16 protein-coding genes are annotated in these 19170 nt (G+C 60.2%); 6 read left to right on the top strand and 10 right to left on the bottom strand.

Features of this window, described 5'->3' with window-relative positions; translation table 11 throughout:
- Positions 1-58: 58 nt before the first annotated feature.
- Entirely contained in the window at positions 59-511 is a 453-nt protein-coding gene (rimI, locus tag AC1D2Q_RS15805) for a ribosomal protein S18-alanine N-acetyltransferase (RefSeq protein WP_018929537.1), read from the bottom strand.
- Positions 504-1250 (bottom strand): energy transducer TonB, encoded by a 747-nt coding sequence (locus tag AC1D2Q_RS15800; protein WP_477813833.1) that lies wholly within the window; start codon positions 1248-1250, stop codon positions 504-506. The genes rimI and AC1D2Q_RS15800 overlap by 8 nt, the downstream gene beginning before the upstream one ends.
- A 220-nt stretch (positions 1251-1470) precedes the next feature.
- Between AC1D2Q_RS15800 and mksB the strand changes: the two genes are divergently transcribed.
- The 3 genes from mksB to mksF are packed head-to-tail and all read left to right on the top strand — an operon-like array spanning position 1471 to position 6276.
- Positions 1471-2748: an Mks condensin complex protein MksB gene (gene mksB / locus AC1D2Q_RS15795; RefSeq protein WP_477813788.1), complete on the top strand. Its 1278-nt coding sequence runs from the start codon at positions 1471-1473 to the stop codon at positions 2746-2748.
- Entirely contained in the window at positions 2738-3439 is a 702-nt protein-coding gene (mksE, locus tag AC1D2Q_RS15790) for an Mks condensin complex protein MksE (protein WP_477813787.1), read from the top strand. Before mksB ends, mksE begins: the two co-directional genes overlap by 11 nt.
- Complete coding sequence (gene mksF, locus AC1D2Q_RS15785) at positions 3436-6276, top strand: Mks condensin complex protein MksF (RefSeq protein ID WP_477813786.1); 2841 nt, start codon at positions 3436-3438, stop codon at positions 6274-6276. The genes mksE and mksF overlap by 4 nt, the downstream gene beginning before the upstream one ends.
- Before the next feature lie 135 nt (positions 6277-6411).
- Here mksF and garD read toward each other — a convergent pair whose 3' ends face one another.
- From garD to kdgD, 4 genes are all read right to left on the bottom strand, one after another.
- A complete protein-coding gene (gene garD / locus AC1D2Q_RS15780) occupies positions 6412-7965 on the bottom strand; it encodes a galactarate dehydratase (protein WP_477813785.1) in 1554 nt (517 codons plus the stop codon).
- A gap of 11 nt (positions 7966-7976) precedes the next feature.
- A complete protein-coding gene (locus tag AC1D2Q_RS15775; protein WP_477813784.1) occupies positions 7977-9344 on the bottom strand; it encodes an MFS transporter in 1368 nt (455 codons plus the stop codon).
- Positions 9345-9444: 100 nt separating this feature from the next.
- Positions 9445-10890 carry an aldehyde dehydrogenase family protein gene (locus tag AC1D2Q_RS15770; protein ID WP_477813783.1) on the bottom strand — a complete coding sequence of 482 codons (1446 nt, stop codon included), beginning with the start codon at positions 10888-10890 and terminating at the stop codon, positions 9445-9447.
- Positions 10891-10963: 73 nt separating this feature from the next.
- Positions 10964-11875, bottom strand: coding sequence for a 5-dehydro-4-deoxyglucarate dehydratase (gene kdgD, locus AC1D2Q_RS15765; protein WP_305480072.1), 912 nt, complete (start codon positions 11873-11875; stop codon positions 10964-10966).
- A gap of 235 nt (positions 11876-12110) precedes the next feature.
- Here kdgD and AC1D2Q_RS15760 point away from each other — a divergent pair, with 235 nt between their 5' ends.
- From AC1D2Q_RS15760 to AC1D2Q_RS15750, 3 genes are all read left to right on the top strand, one after another.
- On the top strand, positions 12111-13442 hold the full coding sequence (locus tag AC1D2Q_RS15760) for a phospholipase (protein ID WP_477813782.1): 1332 nt from the start codon (positions 12111-12113) through the stop codon (positions 13440-13442).
- Positions 13443-13456: 14 nt separating this feature from the next.
- A complete protein-coding gene (locus AC1D2Q_RS15755) occupies positions 13457-13648 on the top strand; it encodes a hypothetical protein (protein WP_429544537.1) in 192 nt (63 codons plus the stop codon).
- Positions 13649-14042: 394 nt separating this feature from the next.
- Positions 14043-14396, top strand: a complete 354-nt coding sequence (locus AC1D2Q_RS15750; protein ID WP_477813781.1) for a hypothetical protein — start codon at positions 14043-14045, stop codon at positions 14394-14396.
- A gap of 20 nt (positions 14397-14416) precedes the next feature.
- On the opposite strand, the gene AC1D2Q_RS15745 is transcribed toward AC1D2Q_RS15750, so the two are convergent.
- From AC1D2Q_RS15745 to AC1D2Q_RS15730, 4 genes are all read right to left on the bottom strand, one after another.
- Positions 14417-15163 carry a FadR/GntR family transcriptional regulator gene (locus AC1D2Q_RS15745; protein WP_258697566.1) on the bottom strand — a complete coding sequence of 249 codons (747 nt, stop codon included), beginning with the start codon at positions 15161-15163 and terminating at the stop codon, positions 14417-14419.
- A gap of 174 nt (positions 15164-15337) precedes the next feature.
- Complete coding sequence (locus AC1D2Q_RS15740; protein WP_477813780.1) at positions 15338-17065, bottom strand: ABC transporter ATP-binding protein/permease; 1728 nt, start codon at positions 17063-17065, stop codon at positions 15338-15340.
- Positions 17066-17161: 96 nt separating this feature from the next.
- The gene (locus AC1D2Q_RS15735; protein WP_018929526.1) at positions 17162-17722 is read right to left on the bottom strand and encodes a response regulator transcription factor; all 561 of its coding nucleotides are present in this window, start codon (positions 17720-17722) and stop codon (positions 17162-17164) included.
- Positions 17715-18977 carry an ATP-binding protein gene (locus AC1D2Q_RS15730; RefSeq protein WP_477813779.1) on the bottom strand — a complete coding sequence of 421 codons (1263 nt, stop codon included), beginning with the start codon at positions 18975-18977 and terminating at the stop codon, positions 17715-17717. Before AC1D2Q_RS15730 ends, AC1D2Q_RS15735 begins: the two co-directional genes overlap by 8 nt.
- Positions 18978-19170: the final 193 nt, after the last annotated feature.

The raw sequence follows: 19170 nt of genomic DNA, 5'->3' as shown, positions 1-19170 counted from the left end.
CTGTGTCGCGGCAACAAAAGATCAAAAGATCGCAGCCTTCGGCAGCTCCTACCAGTGTTCAATCAACCAAAGTGCAGGCCATCACCACGGCATCTTCTCGCCCGCCAACCGCCGGGTAGTAATCCCGCCGACGCCCGATCTCGTTAAACCCATATCGCTCATACAACCGAAACGCCGCCCGGTTGCTGTCGCGCACTTCCAGGAAGCATTCCCGCGCCTCAGCCTTGTAGGCAATCGACATCAAATGCTCCAGCAACGTCAAGCCCAGGCCGCGGCCCTGATTTTCCGGTTTGACGGTGATGTTCAGCAGATGCGCCTCATCAAGGATGATCTGTACTACGCCATGACCGACCTGCTGCTGCCCTTCGAACATCAGCCAGATCTGGTACTTGCCCAGGCCATCGAGAAAAATCCCGCGGGTCCAGGGATGGCTGTAGGCCGCGTATTCGATTTTCAGTACAGCGTCCAGGTCCGCCTCGGTCATCGGGCGGAACGATACAGCGTCACTCATTCGATTCTTTCCAACGCGCCATCAGCCGACGCATGGCTTGCCAGACATCAGCCTTACGCTGTGGCTCTTCCATTAATAACTCCAGGCCCGGCAAGGCCCAGACCGACCCCAGGCCTTCGACCTGAAGTTCACGGTTGAAGGATTCGGCGTTGGCCTCACCGGCAAAACGCACCGCCGGCAGACCGATCAGCCACAGGCAGACGCACGGTGCGTCTTCCAGGCGGGCCGACAGAAAACCTTGTACGAAATCCCGAGCCGCCTCCGGCCCTTGGTCCATGGTGCCGCGAGCCAGCAACGGCCAGCGTACCGGCTCGCCGACGATCTGCGGGCTGTCCGGCAGACCGGCGGCGCGCAGCATGTCTTTGAGCAACAGATAAGCGGGATCGCGGGTCTGGAAAGTTTCGCCTGTGGGTAACTCAACCAGCAACAGGCAGCGACCGGCTCGCAGCAATTGCAGAGCGAAACGCGGCGGCGGCACTGGCGCAGCCTTGGCGACGAGCGGCGCCTCTTCGCTCTCTTGCGTCGCTTTGCTTGCTGGTTTTCCAGCCGATGGCGTCGGCCGTGGCACCTCGATTTTCACCCGTTCGGCCGGTTTGGCCACAGGTTCCACGGGCGTTTGCGCTACCGGAGCAGGCGTCACCGGGGCGACGACCAACGGTTCAGGCGTCTCCAGCAGCTCGGGCCGCGATGGCGCAGCAAAGGGCAATTCGGTGCGCGGCAGCCAGTTGACCACCTGCATGGCGGTCAAATAAGCGCGACGACGGGACTCGATAAGCAAAGGTCGGCCACTTGTGGATAACTAAAGTGCGGTGATTCTACCGCCCTTCGCTCAAGATCGCCCACGCTTGATCGATAGACTTCACCGATAGAAGAAGCGACAGCCCATCCCCAGAGTGAATCGACACGGCTGCGATGAAGTACAATCGCGGCTTTTAATTGCCAACCAGCCGGCCATTCCGATGATCGAACCCAAGCGCGTCTTGCGCGCCCTCGCTGAACACTGGGCACTTCTGGAGCCACTGTGCGAGCACTTCGACCAAGGCACCCTGAGCCTCAACGAACTGCGTTCACAGTTGGCCGCCCAGCAACTGGACAGCACACCGCAGGACATCACCAGCCTGCTGGACGTGTGGATCCGCCTCGACATTCTGGTTCCCGTGGCGAAAAGCCCGAACCGTTTCGAGCTCAACGCGCAGATTCACGACTTCCTCGCTTACCTGCGCCGTGAGCACCGTCTGGGCCTGTGCCTGGAAATCGAAGCCTACCTGCGCCACCTCGAGCGCCTGGCCGGTTACATCCAGGACGCCTTCGACATTCGCGACGGCAACGATCTGGCGCGTCAGTTGCGCCTGCTCGACATGCGTGTGCGGGACGTGCTGAAGAAACTCGCCAACGACGAACAGGCCCTGGTGGCCGTCGCCGAGCGGGCCAAGACCAGCGACCGGCAGATTCCGCTGCGTCAGCGTTATGCTGAAGTGCTGGCGACCTGGGACGAATACGTCGAACCGATGATCCAGCTGGTGAACGCCGATGGCGCCTTCGAACAAGGCGTGCGCAAGGTCGAGAACGTGTTGTTGCGCATGCTCACCGAACAGCAGCGCCTCGGCCATCTGGTCGACGACGACATGCTGCTGCGCACCCACGCGCGCATCCTCGAGATGCAGACCAGCGCCCAGCTGACCTTGCGTCACGCCCGCGAACTGCTGCTGCCGCTGCGCGAAGAGGCGCGCCGGCATAACGCCGTGACCCGTGGCGCAGCCCTGGCGTTGTCGGCCATTCGTCGTAAAGGCATCGATGCGGTGCCACAAGCCGCGATGCCGCTGTTCACCCGCCCGCAAAGCACCTTCCTCGGCAGTGCCAGCCAGGTCGAAGCCTATGTCTACGCCCTGGCCCGTTTCGAGCCGAAACCGGCGCGTTTCCCCAAGGCCCACAAGACCCAGAAAGGCGAAGCCCCGCGCGCGCCACGCACGGTTCGGGAAATGCTCGAACGTTGCGAAGATGCCCTGCCGATGCCGGACCTGATGGGCTGGCTGCTGGAGCAGGAGCCGGACGGCGCCACCGACGAATTGCTCTACTGGTTCTCGCGCCTGTCGCGGGAAAAACGCTTCAAGCGCGAGCGTCTGGAACGCCGCGATTACCATACTCACGAGCATCAGGTCAGCCTGCGCTCCTTCGCCCTGCTCTCGGCCCGCGACACCGCCGCCGAGGATTCTGCGAGCATCCCACATGCATCTTGATCTAAACGAACTGTCCCAGCTGGCGCCGATCTTTCGCGAGCTGTTCAAGGGCTACCACGTCAGCCGCCGCGACCCGGAGCTGTACGCCCAACTGTCGAACTTCCAGGACCAGTACCGCACCCTGTTCAAGGCGCTGGGTTTTGAACTGGTGTGCGACACCCGCGGTTTCTACTACTTCGTGCCGGACCTGGCGGCGGCCGCGGTGAACAAAACGGCGCAACGTCTGGCGCTGTTCACCTTCATCCTCGTTGAACACCTGGCCGACCAGGGCCGTGACCCGATCGCCGTGCTCGACGGTGGCAGCCTCGGTCGCGATGAGTTGCCATCGTTGCTGGAGAAGTACCGCGACCTGTTCATCCAGGCCGAAGTGCAGACCGTCGAAGAACTCGAAGAAAAAATCATGCGCCGCATGACCCAACTCGGCTTCGCCGGCGAAGAAAACGGCATCTACCGTTTCCTGCCGCCGATGCACCGTTTCCTCGACGTGTGCCTGTCGGTACAGCAAGACCGTGATCTGGCCGCCAGCCTGCACAGCGTGCTGCCGTTGCCGGCGCCGGTACTGATCGACGAAGACAGCGACGAAAAACTGCTGCAGACCGACGACCCGCTCGATCTCACCGAGTTTGAAGAAGAGAGCGAAGAAGACGCCCTGGCCCGCGCCATTGCCGAAGAACAGGAGACCGACGCATGAGCAAGGAACGCTACGGCATTCGCCGCTTTGCCCTTTTGAACACCGCCGGTTACAGCCTCGGCCTGTTCCCGCTGGAAGAGCCGCTGTCGGTCTACGGCGCGAACAACCTCGGCAAATCCGCCTCGATCAACGCCTTGCAGTTCCCGATCCTGGCGCGCATGTCGGACATGAGTTTCGGCAAGTACAGCCTGGAACAATCGCGGCGGTTCTACTTCGCCTCGGACACCAGTTACATCCTCGTCGAAGTTTCCCTGCCCCACGGCCCGCACGTGATTGGCGTGGTCGGTCGCGGCCCGGGTGGTGGTTTCGGTCACCAGTTCTTTGCCTACGCCGGCAAACTCGACCTGGCTCATTATCAGAAAGACGACACCTGCCTGCGGCAGAAAGAGCTGTTCACCAATCTTGAGCGCGAAGGCCTGAAAGCCTACGAACTCAAGCCGGATGAACTGCGTCGTTTGCTGGTGGGCGGCCACACCTCGATTCCGCTCGACCTGACGCTGATCCCGCTGCGCTCCACCAGCGAACAGAGCCTGAAGACCTTCCGCGCCCTGTTCATCAACCTGCTGCACATGCGTGAAATCACCGCGGCCAAGCTCAAGCAGCTGTTCCTCGATGCCTTCGAACACAGCCTGCGTTCCGGCAGTGTCGATTACATCGCCGCGTGCGAAGAAGCGTTCCGCGATGTCCGCCGCATGGAGCAGGACTACAACTCGCTGGTCGCAGCCGGTCCCCTGGTCGAAGCCTTGGCCAACGGCGTGAAACAGCGGGATATCCTGCGCGGCAAACTGCATCGCCTGTCGCCGCTGCTCGACTCCCTGCTCGGCACCTGGTCGGACTACGCCAGTGCGCGCAAGGAAGAACTGACGATCCAGGCCGAGCACTACCGCAACGAGCAGGACGCCCTGCAAAACGATCAACGCGGTGGCACTCAAGAGCTGATGCGTCTGGAGCGGGAAATCACCGGTATCCAGCGCTGGCTCGGCGAATTGTCGGTGCTCAAGCATCGCTTCGCCTTGGTCGATGACGTCAAAGTCCTCGAACAGCAATTGCTCGCAGCCAAGGACGCGCACGATGAACTGGCCGGTGCGCTGGCCCAGTCGCGACAGTTCTCGGCCGAAGACCTGGAAGAGCGTCTGCGGGATCTGGAAAAACGCCTGAAATCGGTGAAGCAACAACTCGATCACGCCGACAACAACAGCTATGCCCGTCTGCGCGAAGAGTTCTCGCAGCAGGACGTCGAGCGCCTGATGCGACTGTTCAACAGCGCGCTGTTCAGCCTGCCGTTGGGTGAACACGGCATCGCTCTGGATGAAGACGGCCAGTGGGTCAAATCCATGGAGCTGATCCTTGATGGCTTCAAAGGCGAGCGCTTCGAAGTGCCGGGCCTGTCCATCGACCTGTCGCATATCGAGCCACCGGCCCTGCAAGCCTTGGCCGACCGTGCGGCACTGCGCGATCAGAAAGAGCGCCTGGACAAAGAACTCAAGCAACTGAAAACCCAACAAGCCGTAGCGGCCGACCGCGCAGCCAGCAAGACCCAGACCGAAGCGCTGTACCAGCAAGTGCTGGATGCGCAGAAAGCCCTGGAAGACTTCCGCCGCGCGCAAACCCTGAGCGCCGAAGAAGGCGACAAGCTTGAGCAATTGGCGCAGATGGAAGCCGCCCAGGACGAATTGAAACGCTCCAGCGATGCCTTCACCGAACGCGTCCAGCAATTGTCGGCCAAGCTGCAACTGGTCGGCCGGCAGATCGGCGACATGGAAGCCAAGCAACGCACCCTCGACGATGCCCTGCGCCGTCGTCAGCTGTTGCCGGCCGACCTGCCGTTCGGCACGCCGTTCATGGACCCGGTCGACGATTCCATGGACAACCTGCTGCCATTGCTCAATGACTATCAGGACAGCTGGCAAGGCCTGCTGCGGGCCGACGGGCAGATCGACGCGCTCTACGCGCAGGTTCGCCTGAAGGGCGTGGCCAAGTTCGACAGCGAAGACGATATGGAGCGTCGCCTGCAACTGCTGATCAACGCGTACGCACACCGCACCGATGAAGCCCTGACCCTCGGCAAGGCGCGCCGCGCGGCAGTCACCGATATCGCTCGGACCCTGCGCAACATCCGCAGCGACTACGACAGCCTCGAACATCAACTGGCGCTGTTCAACCGTGAGATCAACAAGCGTCAGGTCTCCAACCTGCAAAGCTTCCGTATCGTGCTCGCGCCGAACAAGGAAGCGCTCAAGCATATTGACCAGATCATCCACAGCGCCGGTCAGTACGAAGAAGGCGAAACCCTCTCCGTCTTCGACCTGAGCCAAAGCGCCGAGCAGGACAACAAGAACGAAGAAGCCAAGGAATATCTGGCACGGCTGGTGGCGGCCAACCACAACCAGCTCGGTCTCAAGGATCTGTTCGAACTGGCGTTCGAGATCACCAAGGTCAATGGCCAACCGGTGATCCACACCGACATCGACGGCGCGGCGTCCAACGGCACCACCATGACCATCAAGGCACTGACCAACATGTACTTGTTGCTGCACTTGATGGACCGCGACCAGGCCGGCCGCGTGCGCCTGCCGTACTACCTCGACGAGGCAGCGGACATCGACGAGAAGAACCAGGCAGCGCTGCTGGAAACCAGCCTGCAACTGGGCTTCGTGCCGATCCTGGCGAGCGTGAAGCCGCAAGTCTGCGCCAGCGTCGCCATCGACCTGGAAGGCGGCAGCGGCCCGAACGGCATCTACATCGACGAGGCGGACTGGAAGTACATCCGTCGCCACGATGAAGTGAAGGCAACCGTTAACGTCCAGGCGGACGAACCGGAGCTGGATGCGGTCTGACGCCTGAATCGAAGCCAATAAAAAGGCCGCGATCCAACCTGGATCGCGGCCTTTTTATTTATGGGTACATGCTTGAAACCTTCGGTGAGCTCCATGGCCCCTTCGCGGGCAAGGCCGCGATGAACGATAGCTGTCTTACGTGATCGGCGCCGGGTTGAACAAGGTGATGTCGTTATGCAGCTTGTGCTGCTCCGCCCACGTCTGTTTCTTGCCGCTGGCCACGTCCAGGTAGTAGTGGAACAACTCCCAGCCGAGGTCTTCGATCGACGCCCGCCCGGTGGCAATCCGCCCGGCATCGATGTCGATCAGGTCCGGCCAGCGCTGCGCCAGTTCTGTGCGAGTCGACACCTTCACCACTGGCGCCATCGCCAACCCATAAGGCGTGCCACGCCCGGTGGTGAACACATGCAGGTTCATCCCCGCCGCCAACTGCAACGTCCCGCAGACAAAATCACTGGCCGGGGTCGCGCAGAAAATCAGCCCTTTGCGCTTGAAGCGCTCGCCAGGGCCAAGCACCCCGTTGATCGCGCTGCTGCCGGATTTGACGATCGAGCCCAAGGACTTCTCGACAATGTTCGACAACCCGCCCTTCTTGTTCCCCGGCGTGGTGTTGGCGCTGCGATCCGCTTCGCCCTTGGCCAGGTAACGGTCGTACCAGTCCATTTCCCGCACCAGCTCCTGAGCGACTTCTTCGGTTTCCGCTCGGGACGTCAGCAGGTAAATCGCATCGCGCACTTCGGTGACTTCGGAAAACATCACCGTCGCACCGGCCCGCAGCAACAGGTCCGAGGCATAGCCCAAGGCCGGGTTGGCGGTAATCCCGGAGAACGCATCGCTGCCGCCGCACTGCATGCCGAGGATCAGCTCGGATGCAGGCACGGTTTCCCGGCGACGCTGATCGAGCTTCTTCAAACGGGTTTCGGCCAGCGCCATGATCTGCTCGATCATCTCGGTAAAACCGTGACTCGAATCCTGCAAGCGGTACAACCACGGCTCGCTCAAATCCACCGAGCTGTCGTTGTCGTGCATCACCTGCCCGGCCTGCAATTTCTCGCAGCCCAGGCTGATCACCAGTGCCTCGCCCCCCAGGTTCGGGTTGCGCGCCAGGTTGCGCACGGTGCGGATCGGGATGTACGCGTCGGTGGCGGTGATCGCCACGCCACAGCCGTAACTGTGGGTCAGCGCCACCACGTCATCGACGTTCGGGTACTTGGGCAGCAACTCGTCCTTGATGCGTTTTACCGCGTGATCCAGCACGCCGGTGACGCACTGCACCGTGGTGGTGATGCCGAGAATGTTGCGCGTGCCGACGGTGCCGTCGGCGTTGCGATAACCCTCGAAGGTGAAGCCTTCCAGCGGTGCCTGCGCGGCCGGCACTTCGGTGGACAGCGGCAAGCTGTCCAGCGGTGGCGCGGTGGGCATGCGCAGTTGATCTTCCTTGACCCAGCTGCCGCGAGGAATCGGCTGCAACGCGTAGCCGATCGTCTGGCCGTAACGAATCACCTGACCGCCCTCGGGAATATCTTCGAGGGTGACCTTGTGGCTCTGCGGCACGAAATCCACGGTGACCAGGCCATCGGGGAATTCAGTGCCGGCCGGTACGCCCTGATCGTTGACCACGATCACCACATTGTCCCGCTCGTGCAGGCGGATGTAGCGCGGCGAGTCGGAATGTTCAATCAACTGCATGACGCCGCTCCTCAGGAATGCGCTTCAGATAACTTGTTGTTCGTTTCAGGACCGCTGACTGGCGGCTCTTTGAGTACCACACGTTTGATCGGGCCAACGATCACCAGGTAGCTGAATACCGCGACCAGCGCGTTGCAACCGACGAACACCAGCGCCCATTTGAACGAGCCGGTGGAGCTGATGATGTAGCCAATGACAATCGGCGTGGTGATCGAGGCAATGTTGCCGAAGGTATTGAACAGGCCACCACTGAGACCGGCGATCTGTTTTGGCGAGGTGTCGGACACCACCGCCCAGCCCAGAGCGCCAACGCCTTTGCCGAAGAAGGCCAGGGCCATGAAGCCGACCACCATCCATTCAACATCCACATAGTTGCAGGCCACGATGCTGCTGGAAACCAGCAGGCCAGCGATGATCGGCGCCTTGCGAGCGAAGGTCAGCGAGTGGCCCTTGCGCAGCAGATAGTCAGAAATCACCCCGCCGAGCACGCCACCGATAAACCCGCAGATTGCCGGCAACGAGGCAATGAAACCGGCCTTGAGGATGGTCATGCCCCGCTCTTGCACCAGGTACACCGGGAACCAGGTCAGGAAGAAGTAGGTGATGCCGTTGATGCAGTACTGGCCCAGATACACGCCGAGCATCATGCGGTTGGTCAGCAACTGGCGGATGTAGTCCCACTTCGGACCGTCGACCTTTTTGCCTTTGCCCTTGTCCTGGTCCATGTCGACCATGCCGCCGTTGTCGGCGATGTGCTTGAACTCGGCGTCATTGATCATCGGGTGTTGGCGCGGACTGTGGATAACTTTCAGCCAGATCCCCGAGAAGATGATGCCTATCACGCCCATGACGATGAACACGTGCTGCCAGCCGAAGCTGTAGACGATCCAGCCCATCAGCGGCGCGAACAGTACGGTGGCGAAGTATTGCGCCGAGTTGAAGATCGCCGAGGCGGTGCCGCGTTCTGCGGTCGGGAACCACGCCGCTACGATGCGTGCGTTGCCGGGGAAGGATGGCGCTTCGGCCAGGCCCACCAGGAAGCGCAGCATGAACAGCGCAACGATCGCCGTGGACATGCCGAACTCACCGACATAACCCTGCAACACGGTGAACAGCGACCAGGTGAAGATGCTCAGTGCGTAGACTTTTTTCGAACCGAATCGGTCCAGCAGCCAGCCACCGGGAATTTGCCCGGCCACGTAGGCCCAACCGAATGCAGAGAAGATATAACCGAGAGTGACCGCGTCGATGCCGAGGTCTTTTTGCAGGCTGGAGCCGGCGATTGCGATGGTGGCCCGGTCGGCGTAGTTGATCGTGGTCACCAGGAACAGCATGAGCAGGATCAAATAGCGGACGTGAGTCGGCTTGGTCGATTGCATTGTAGATGTACTCCCACTGATTATTTTTATGCGGGTAATAGCGATTTATTTGTAAGCGCCGGCTTTTATGGGAGCCGACGCCTACAGGTATTGCGGTGTATCAGGAACCGACGTAGGCAGTTTTTACGACCGTGTAAAACTCTTGCGCATAGCGACCTTGCTCACGTGAGCCATAGGATGAACCTTTACGCCCACCGAACGGAACGTGGTAATCCACACCGGCGGTCGGCAGGTTGACCATCACCATCCCGGCCTGGGAGTGGCGCTTGAAGTGGTTAGCGTACTTCAGCGATGTGGTGGCGATGCCCGCCGACAGGCCGAACTCGGTATCGTTGGCCATCTCCAGTGCAGCGTCGTAATCGGCGACGCGCACGATATTGGCCACCGGGCCGAAGATCTCTTCGCGGCTGATGCGCATCGCCGCTTCGCTGTCGGCAAACAGCGTCGGGGCGAGGAAATAGCCCTCGGTGTCGCACGTCACCAGACCACCGCCGCTGACCAGACGCGCACCTTCGGACTGGCCGATGTCGATGTACTTCAGATCCTGTTCCAACTGCGCTTGCGACACTACCGGGCCGATATCGGTACCGGACTTCAACGCGTGACCGACCTTGATCGACTTCATGCGCTCGGCCATGGCTTCGACGAATTTGTCGTGAATCCCGGCGGTGACGATGAGGCGGCTCGACGCGGTGCAACGCTGGCCGGTGGAGTAGAACGCGCTCTGTACCGACAGTTCGACCGCTTGCTTGAGGTCGGCGTCGTCAAGAATGATCTGCGGGTTCTTGCCGCCCATCTCCAGCTGCACCTTGGCCTGGCGCGACACGCAATTGACCGCGATCTGCCGACCGACGCCGACCGAACCGGTGAAGCTGATGCCATCGACTTTCGGGCTGTTGACCAGCGCCTCGCCGACCACTCGCCCGCTGCCCATCACCAGGTTGAACACGCCGGCCGGGAAACCGGCGCGGGAGATGATTTCCGCCAGCGCCCAGGCGCAGCCCGGCACCAGATCCGCCGGTTTCAGCACCACGCAGTTGCCGTAGGCCAGCGCCGGAGCGATTTTCCACGCCGGGATCGCAATCGGGAAGTTCCATGGCGTGATCAGACCGACCACGCCCAGCGCTTCGCGAGTGACTTCGACATTGACGCCCGGACGCACCGATGGCACGTAGTCACCCGACAGGCGCAGGCATTCACCGGCGAAGAACTTGAAGATGTTGCCGGCGCGGGTCACTTCGCCGATGGCTTCGGGCAGGGTCTTGCCCTCCTCCCGGGCCAGCAATGTGCCAAGCTCTTCGCGACGGGCGAGGATTTCGCTGCCGACTTTATCCAGCGCATCGTGCCGAGCCTGAATGCCGGAAGTGGACCACGCCGGGAACGCGGCGCGAGCGGCGTCGATGGCGGCGTTGACTTGAGCCAGATCGGCCTTGGCGTAATCGCCAATGGTGTCGGTCAATTCCGACGGGTTGATGTTGCTGCAATAGTCGACGCCGGTGACCCATTGGCCACCGATGTAGTTGTCGTAACGCTTCAAATCAGCCACGGCTTGCACCTTTTAAAAGAAGTCCTCACACAAAAAGCCGCTGATTGCTCAGCGGCCTCGGGCTTGTCGGGTATTACTGCGCGCCCTGCTTGTCGATCAGCGCGGCGAGCATTTCGTACTCTTCGCCCGTCAGATCGGTCAGCGGTGCACGCACCGGGCCTGCGTCATAGCCGGCAATTTTTGCCCCGGCCTTGACGATGCTCACCGCGTAACCGGCCTTGCGGTTACGGATGTCCAGGTACGGCAGGAAGAAGTCATCGATGATCTTGCCAACCGTGGCGTGATCGTCCCGGGCGATGGCGTGGTAGAAATCCATCGCGGTTTTCGGGATGAAGTTGAACACCGCCGAGGAGTAAACCGGTACGCCCAAAGCCTTGTAGGCCGCGGCGTAAACTTCAGCGGTCGGCAAACCGCCCAGGTAGCTGAAGCGATCGCCGAGGCGGCGACGGATCGACACCATCAGCTCGATATCGCCCAGGCCATCCTTGTAGCCGATCAGGTTCGGGCAGCGTTCAGCCAGACGTTCCAGCAGCGGAGCGGTCAGACGGCAGACATTGCGGTTGTAAACCACCACACCGATTTTTACCGATTTGCACACGGCTTCAACGTGGGCGGCGACGCCGTCCTGGCTGGCTTCGGTCAGGTAGTGGGGCAGCAGCAACAGACCTTTGGCGCCCAGACGCTCGGCTTCCTGAGCGTATTCGATGGCCTGACGGGTAGAACCGCCGACACCGGCAAGAATTGGCACGCTGCTGGCGCAGGTGTCGACCGCAGTCTTGATGATTTCCGAATATTCGCTGGCCGCCAGAGAGAAGAACTCACCGGTGCCGCCCGCGGCGAACAATGCCGAGGCGCCGTATGGGGCCAGCCATTCGAGACGCTTGATGTAGCCCGCGCGATGGAAGTCGCCCTGAGCATTGAAGTCGGTGACCGGGAACGACAGCAAGCCGGAAGAGAGGATGGACTTCAGTTCTTGTGGATTCATTATTCGAACACCCTGGGTAGCAACGTTGTGTGAGAAAACCGTTCAGCCTTCGCTGAAGTTGTAGGTCATCGTACAACTTAAAATACAACCGTCAACTGCATTTCATCGCGAGCCGCAAAATTTGCGTCGGAAAAAGTAATTCCTTGACGTAGGAAAGTTCTCATCTATGATTCAGACAACTGTATATATATACAGTTAAATTTGATTCTACCTACGACATATCAAGGAGCTAGAAATGTCAGGTCTACATGCACAATCGAAGGAAAATACCCGACAGGTCATTGCCGATCTGGATGATCTTTTTACCGAGCACGGCATCGCCCTTTCTGGCGATGGCGACACACTTAAACTCACTGCCGGCAGCCATCACGACCTCAAGCATCAGCGCCAGGGCCCGCTGCAGACGCCACCGAAAAAATCGCTGAAAGGCGCGCCCCAGTTGAGGTTTGAGGGTGCAGAACATACCGCGATCGGCGACAGCACCCTGCTGCGCTTCGTCAAGGATGCACCTGCCATACCGGCCTCGCAGGTGGAGTTGCACCTGCCCAATGGCCTGGCATTGACCTATGGGCAAGTGATTGCGCTGGGGGGTGATTTTTATGGAATTCCCGACCAACCGATCTGCGAAGGCGCAACAGCGGCGGACCGAATCCAGCGCTTTACCAACGCCTTCAACTCCCTGGCGGTACTGCCGGCCTCAAACGCCGAGGCGAAGTTGATCCTCGGCGTCATGCAGAAAGAAATCGCCGCCATCAATCAAGCGATCAGGGACGGTAAACAACCTCACGAAGCTTATGACGCCCTAGGTGATACGTTGTCGGAAGAGTGGAACAAGATCACCGGCGGCGGCAGTTTCGTCTCGGCGCTGTTCCCTTTGGGGCGTTATCTGAAACTGGCCGCCAACAATGCCGACCACTTTGCCGAATGGGCGTTGCTGGCCTACATCGCCGGGCACACCGCAGCGCTGCAACAAGCAGTGCTGGCCCACAACAGCGGCGATGAAAAGCAGTTGGAGCGGGCCTATGCGATGAACGCTTTTGCCGATCACTACCTGACCGACCTGTATTCCGCCGGCCATTTGCGAGTACCGCGCAAACAGTTGGCGACGGTGGTCACGCCCAGTGATCTCGGCTCGCTGATTACCCGCTTCATGCACGATGAAGACAGCAAGTTCGGCCTCAACGTGAGCAATGGCAACGGCGATCGCTGGCACGCCTACGGCGACAAGCGCTACTTCGACACCATCGACAGCGCCAATCGCGCCCAGGTGAATCAAGCGGTTCAGGTGTCTGCGGATGAAGTATTCGTGGCATACCTCAGTGGCACTGCCCTGTCGGCCGGCAGCTTTGCTGCTTTGAAAAGGCTGCCCGACCTGCAAGCGGTACTGAACCCGGCAGGCAATTTCTCGCCACTGTTCAAAGTCGAGGGCAACAAGGTATTGCGGCGCAAGGACGTCAACAACCTCAACGACACCGCCACCGTTGACGACTGGTGGGGCTGGAGCACTTATCTTCTGCTCAAGGACTACCAACCAACCGGCGTGCTGAACTCAGCGGCCAACGCCTGATAAGGAGATTACTGATGACTATCAAATTGAAACTGGAACTGGCTTCTGGCCAATCGCTGAAAGGCGCGCCGCTGGAATTGCTGTCGAAGGGTTTGCCGATTGCCCGGGCGCTTGTGGATGAGCGCGGGCATGCGGTTTTCGATGCCAAACCTGGGGCTGCTGAGTTGGCAGTGAGGGTGGATCGTTCGATTTTGAGGACTGGCTGACATATTCCAGGAAGGCCACTGACCTCATCGCGAGCAGGCTCGCTCCCACATTGGATCTGCGTGTGATCGCATTATTGTGAAAGACACAAACCCCCTTGTGGGAGCGAGCCTTCTCGCGATGGCTATCTGTCAGGCAAGAAATCACCTCAATCAGAAAACCTGAACCCGCTTCATGCACCTGATGCTCTGCCTCACACATGCGACCGCCCAGGCCGGAGTCTTGCTCTGAAATGCCCACGCATGCCATTCGTCGAAACTGTTATTTCTAACAGTAGCCCGTTCACTGCTGCCTCAGCCTAAATAGCTCAGGAGTTTACGAACCGGCTCCGTCAGCGCGATGCCGTAATGCGCACCTTCCGAACAGTTCAATTTCATCGCTAAAAGGATTTTGATCATGACTGCACAACAGAAAGTCTTACCTGCACCCGTGCTTAAAGAAGCCATCGAAGGCGTGCTTTACGTTCATAACCTGATAGACCCGGCACACGCCGTCATTGCCCCTTTCCCAAACGCGAGACCAGGGGATGAAGTCGAATTAACCGTTGAAACCTCTACTGGTAACCAACGGCGTGATCGGCTCATACTGACCCCCGAAATGGTGGGAAAACCCATCGTCTTCACTATTCCAAAAAAAATCTTTGCCGAAGGATTGGTCCCAGGCGCTACGGCCAAACTGCACTATCGCACCAGCGACGATGCCGGGAATGTAGCGGTCTCTCCGGCTCTGCAAGTCCGTCTCGAACTATAGGCAGTGTTAAGTAACACGGTTCAACGCTGCGCCTGCGCCTCTTCATGGGCCTGGCGCAGCCGCTCACGGCTATTGGTCAGATGCAACCGCATCGCCGCCCGCGCCGCATCGGAATCCTGCCGGGCAATCGCGTCATAAATCTCTTCGTGTTCACGGCTCAGGCGACTCATATAGTGCTGCTGATCGTCGTGGGCCAGGCGCGCAGAGTTGAGGCGTGTTCGCGGAATGATGCTGGTGCCCAGGTGGGTCATGATGTCGGTGAAGTAGCGGTTACCGGTGGCCAGGGCGATTTGCAGGTGGAACTGGAAGTCCGATGCCACGGCATCGCTGGCGTGGGAGACACTTTCATTCAACGCGTCCAGCGCCGCTCGCATCAACGCCAACTGCTCAGGGCTGCGACGTTGTGCGGCAAGGCCGGCGGATTCCACTTCCAGGCTGATGCGCAGTTCCAGAATGGCCAATACGTCGCGCAAAGTCACCACGGTGGCCGGGTCGATGCGAAAACCGCTCGGGCTCGGGGTGTCGAGCACGAAGGTGCCGATGCCATGACGGGTTTCCACTTGTCCTGCGGCCTGCAAACGGGAAATCGCTTCGCGAACCACGGTGCGGCTGACGCCATGGGCATCCATGATCGCCGACTCGGTGGGCAACTTGTCGCCACGCTTGAGCTGACCGTCGCGGATCTGCTCGGACAGCACCGTCACCAGTTCCTGTGCGAGGCTGCGGCGCTTGCGAGGGAGGCGAGGTGCGTCGATCGGGTTTTCCATGGTGAACGTCTGTCTCGATAAAAACGGCTGAAACCGCATCATAGCGCATGCGTGTTGTACGATCACCTCGCCCTCCCCCTGTAGGAGCTGCCGAAGGCTGCGATCTTTTGATCTTGATCTTTGTAAAATCAAAAGATCGCCGCCTTCGGCAGCTCCTACAGGGAGGTATGGCGGTCAGGCGGTCACGGCCTGGTCCACCAGGTGACCATTCTCGATGCGCACATGCCGTGGATGGAAACGCTTCAGGCTGCTGCGATGGCCGACGCTGACAATGCTCAGCCCCGGCAGTTCATCGATCAACGCCTGATACAGCGACGCTTCATCCTCTTCGTCCATCGCCGAGGTGGCTTCGTCCATGTACAGCCATTGCGGCGCATACAGCAGCGCACGGGCGAAGGCCAGACGTTGCTGCTCGCCCGGCGAGAGCATGCGCTGCCAGTGATTGGCTTCATCCAGACGCGAAACCAGGTGCGGCAAGCGGCAGGTTTCCAGCACGTGGACGTAGCGTTCGTGCGGGTAGGTGTCGCCTGGTTGTGGATAACTCAACGCCTCGCGCAGGTTGCCGATCGGCAGATAGGGTTTTTGCGGCAGGAACAGATAACGCGCCGTCGGCAGGCGAATGCTGCCGTGGCCGGCTGGCCAAAGGTGCCCCATTGCTCGCAGCAAGGTCGACTTGCCGCTGCCGGAACGACCGCTGAGCATGACGCGCTCGCCCTCCTCCACGGTCATGTCGGCGTTGGTCAGCAGGTGACGACCATCCGCCAGGTCGAGGCCAAGGTTATGCACCCGTAGCGCCGAGCCCTGATTCTGCACGTCGATAGCTGGCGCGCGCTCTTCGTTGTCGGTCATGGCCTGACGGAAACTCAGCAGACGATCACAGGTGGCACGCCACTCGGCGAGGTCCTGGTACGCGCTGATGAACCAGCTGAAGTTCTCCTGCACATTGCCAAACGCGGAGTTGATTTGCATCAGCTCACCAAGTTCGATCTTGCCGGCGAAGTAACGCGGCGCAGCGACCATGAATGGAAAGATGATTGCAATCTGGGCATAGCCGGAGGTGAAGAAGGTCAGGCGCTTGGACACTTTCATGATGTCCCAGAAGTTGTGCCAGACCAGGCCGAAGCGACTGCTCAGACGACGGTTCTCGTTGGGTTCGCCGTTGTACAGCGCAATGCTCTCCGCATTTTCGCGGACCCGCACCATGGAGAAACGCAAGTCGGCTTCGAAACGTTGCTGGTTGTTGTTGAGGCCGATCAAGCGACGACCGATCACATGCGTCAGCCAACTGCCGACAGCGGCGTAAACCAGTGCGCACCAGAACATGTAGCCGGGGATCGTGAAGCCAAACACTTCGATGCTGCCCGACACGCCCCACAAAATGATCGAAAACGACACCAGGCTGACGATGTTCCGTATCAGCCCAAGGCCCAGGCCCAAGGTGTTGGTGGTGAACTTATTGAGGTCTTCGGAAATCCGCTGGTCCGGGTTATCGGTGTAACCGCCCTGCTCCAGCTGATAGTAATTCTTGCTGCCTAGCCAGCGGGCGAAGTGCTTTTCGGTGAGCCAGGCTCGCCAGCGAATGGTCAGCATCTGAGTCAGATAAAGCCGATACACCGCGCCAAGAATCGCCACGGCGGCGATGCCGCAGAAATACAGAATCAGCTGCCAGAAGGCTGCTTCGTCCTTCTTTTGCAGGGCGTTATAGAAGTCTTTGTACCAACTGTTGATCCACACCGAAATCGCCACGCTGAACAATGACAGCGCGATCACGGCGATCAACAGCGTCCAGGCCTTGCCCTTCTCTTCGCTGCGCCAGTAAGGCGTGGTCATCGCCCACACTTTGCGAAAAAACTGCCCGCGCACAGCATCGTTGACCGCGGAATATTCAGCGTTCTGATTCATGGAAAAGGCTCAATAAAGAAAAGAACACACACGAACCGATCATAGATGATCGGCTCGTGTGTTCGCGAGGGCTGGCGATAACCGTTCAGCGCTCGTTCAGCGACGGACCGGGCGCTTCTGCAGTTTGCGCTGCAGCGTGCGGCGGTGCATGCCCAGGGCGCGGGCAGTGGCGGAGATGTTGCCTTCGTGCTCGGTCAGCACGCGCTGGATGTGCTCCCACTGGAGACGGTCCACGGACATCGGGTTTTCCGGCACCAGGCTGTCGAGGTCGGCGTGCTCGGAGAGCAACGCGGCCAGCACGTCATCGGCATCCGCCGGTTTGCACAGGTAATTGCAGGCGCCGCGCTTGATTGCCTCGACGGCGGTGGCAATGCTCGAGTAACCGGTGAGGATCACCACGCGCATCTCCGGGTCGAGTTCGAGCAGCTTGGGCAGCAACACCAGGCCCGAATCGCCGTCCATTTTCAGGTCCAGCGCGGCGTAATCAGGGATATCGGCCTGGGCGATCGTCAGGCCCTCTTCGGCGGAACCTGCGGTGCTGACGCGAAAACCACGGCGGGCCATGGCGCGGGCCATCACGCGGGTGAAGGTTGCATCGTCATCTACCAGCAGCAAATGCGGCAGTTCTTCGCCTTCAACTTGGATCTCGTCACTCATGTTCGTCTCCTCGGGCGACACGGGGCAGGCGCAGCTCGGTGAGCGTGCCGCCTTCCTCATGACTGTAGAGTTTCACTGAGCCGCCGGCGCGTGTCACGCTGGCCTTGCTCAAAAACAGGCCCAGGCCGAAACCTTTGCCCTTGGTGGTAAAAAACGGTTTGCCGATCTGCTCGGCGATAGCCAGCGGCACACCGGCGCCATGGTCGCGAATGCTGATGGTCAGGTCTTCGGCAGTCCAGTCCAGGGTCACTTGCAAGCCTTCAGGGCAGGCATCGGCGGCGTTGTTCAGCAGGTTCAACAGCGCTTGAGTCAAATCCGGCGGCGGCGCCATGCGCGGCACGGCCCCCTGGCCCAGACGCTGGAAGCGATAACTGGCCTCAGGACGCATCAGGTGCCAGCGGTTGAGCGCTTCGTCGAGCCAGTCGGTGACGTCCTGCATCTCCACCGCCATACGACGGTTGGCCTCGGCGGCGCGCACCAGTTGCTGCAAGGTTTCCTTGCACAACTTGACCTGATCCTGCAAAACCTTCAGATCGTCCTGCAACATCGGGTCGGGGTGATCCTGCTGCATCTCTTTGAGCAACACGCTCATGGTCGCCAACGGCGTGCCCAGTTCATGAGCAGCACCGGCAGCCTGAGTCGCGACGGCCAGCAATTGCTGATCTCGCAGGCCTTCTTCGCGACGAATGGCGCGCAATTCTTCCTGACGACGCAGCTCTTCCGCCATGCGTGCAGCAAAGAAGGTGATGACGGCGGCGGCCAAGGCAAAACTCAACCACATGCCGTAGATCTGCAGGTTTTCCCGGGCGATGGGGAAGGTTTCCAGCGGGTAGAACCGCGCCAGCAGCAACGTGTACAGCGCCAGGGCGATACCCGACAGAATCACCGAATAGCGCCACGGCAGCGTCACGGCGGCGATGGTCAGCGGCACCAGGTAATAAGAGACGAACGGGTTGGTCGAGCCACCGGAGAAGTACAACAAGGCACTGTGGATAAACAGGTCGCAGGCCAGTTGCAGGGCGTATTCAAGCTCGGTGACCGGCCACGAAGTGCGCAGGCGCACGGCGGTGAATACACACAACAGCGTCGAACAGCCCAGGGTCATCGCCAGCGGCACCCACGGCAACGGCAGCAGCTGGAGCCAGTAGGCCAGGCCTACGGAGCCGGCCTGGGCAGCGAGCACCAGAATCCGGATGAAAGTCAGCCGCCAGAGGTTCTGGCGAGTGGCGGAAGTCAGTTGTACGGGGGCGAGCATGAGCTCTCCTGATGAGCGCTCCAGGCGGATCGCACGGAGTATAACCAAGCCGTGGGCCTGAGAGGCGAAAGTGCGGCAAACGACCACAGGCTCTTTTGTGACGAGTGACCCTGTGGCAAGCCCCCTCGCCACAGGTCACCAGAACTCCATCTGTATAGAAGTTGTAACTGTGCGAACCGGATCATTGAAGCTA

Source organism: Pseudomonas sp. P1_A1 (assembly GCF_056406935.1).
The sequence above is the reverse complement of the archived record's forward strand: the minus strand, read 5'-3'. Positions and strand labels throughout refer to the sequence as shown.

What these genes read in the sequence shown, in the direction of transcription:
- AC1D2Q_RS15800 (WP_477813833.1), bottom strand. Translation starts at nt 1,250, where the DNA reads ATGCAGGTGGTCAACTGGCTGCCGCGCACCGAATTGCCCTTTGCTGCG.
- mksB (WP_477813788.1), top strand. Translation starts at nt 1,471, where the DNA reads ATGATCGAACCCAAGCGCGTCTTGCGCGCCCTCGCTGAACACTGGGCA.
- kdgD (WP_305480072.1), bottom strand. Translation starts at nt 11,875, where the DNA reads ATGAATCCACAAGAACTGAAGTCCATCCTCTCTTCCGGCTTGCTGTCG.
- AC1D2Q_RS15745 (WP_258697566.1), bottom strand. Translation starts at nt 15,163, where the DNA reads ATGGAAAACCCGATCGACGCACCTCGCCTCCCTCGCAAGCGCCGCAGC.
- AC1D2Q_RS15755 (WP_429544537.1), top strand. Translation starts at nt 13,457, where the DNA reads ATGACTATCAAATTGAAACTGGAACTGGCTTCTGGCCAATCGCTGAAA.
- AC1D2Q_RS15740 (WP_477813780.1), bottom strand. Translation starts at nt 17,065, where the DNA reads ATGAATCAGAACGCTGAATATTCCGCGGTCAACGATGCTGTGCGCGGG.
- mksF (WP_477813786.1), top strand. Translation starts at nt 3,436, where the DNA reads ATGAGCAAGGAACGCTACGGCATTCGCCGCTTTGCCCTTTTGAACACC.
- garD (WP_477813785.1), bottom strand. Translation starts at nt 7,965, where the DNA reads ATGCAGTTGATTGAACATTCCGACTCGCCGCGCTACATCCGCCTGCAC.
- AC1D2Q_RS15760 (WP_477813782.1), top strand. Translation starts at nt 12,111, where the DNA reads ATGTCAGGTCTACATGCACAATCGAAGGAAAATACCCGACAGGTCATT.
- AC1D2Q_RS15730 (WP_477813779.1), bottom strand. Translation starts at nt 18,977, where the DNA reads ATGCTCGCCCCCGTACAACTGACTTCCGCCACTCGCCAGAACCTCTGG.
- mksE (WP_477813787.1), top strand. Translation starts at nt 2,738, where the DNA reads ATGCATCTTGATCTAAACGAACTGTCCCAGCTGGCGCCGATCTTTCGC.
- AC1D2Q_RS15775 (WP_477813784.1), bottom strand. Translation starts at nt 9,344, where the DNA reads ATGCAATCGACCAAGCCGACTCACGTCCGCTATTTGATCCTGCTCATG.
- rimI (WP_018929537.1), bottom strand. Translation starts at nt 511, where the DNA reads ATGAGTGACGCTGTATCGTTCCGCCCGATGACCGAGGCGGACCTGGAC.
- AC1D2Q_RS15750 (WP_477813781.1), top strand. Translation starts at nt 14,043, where the DNA reads ATGACTGCACAACAGAAAGTCTTACCTGCACCCGTGCTTAAAGAAGCC.
- AC1D2Q_RS15735 (WP_018929526.1), bottom strand. Translation starts at nt 17,722, where the DNA reads ATGAGTGACGAGATCCAAGTTGAAGGCGAAGAACTGCCGCATTTGCTG.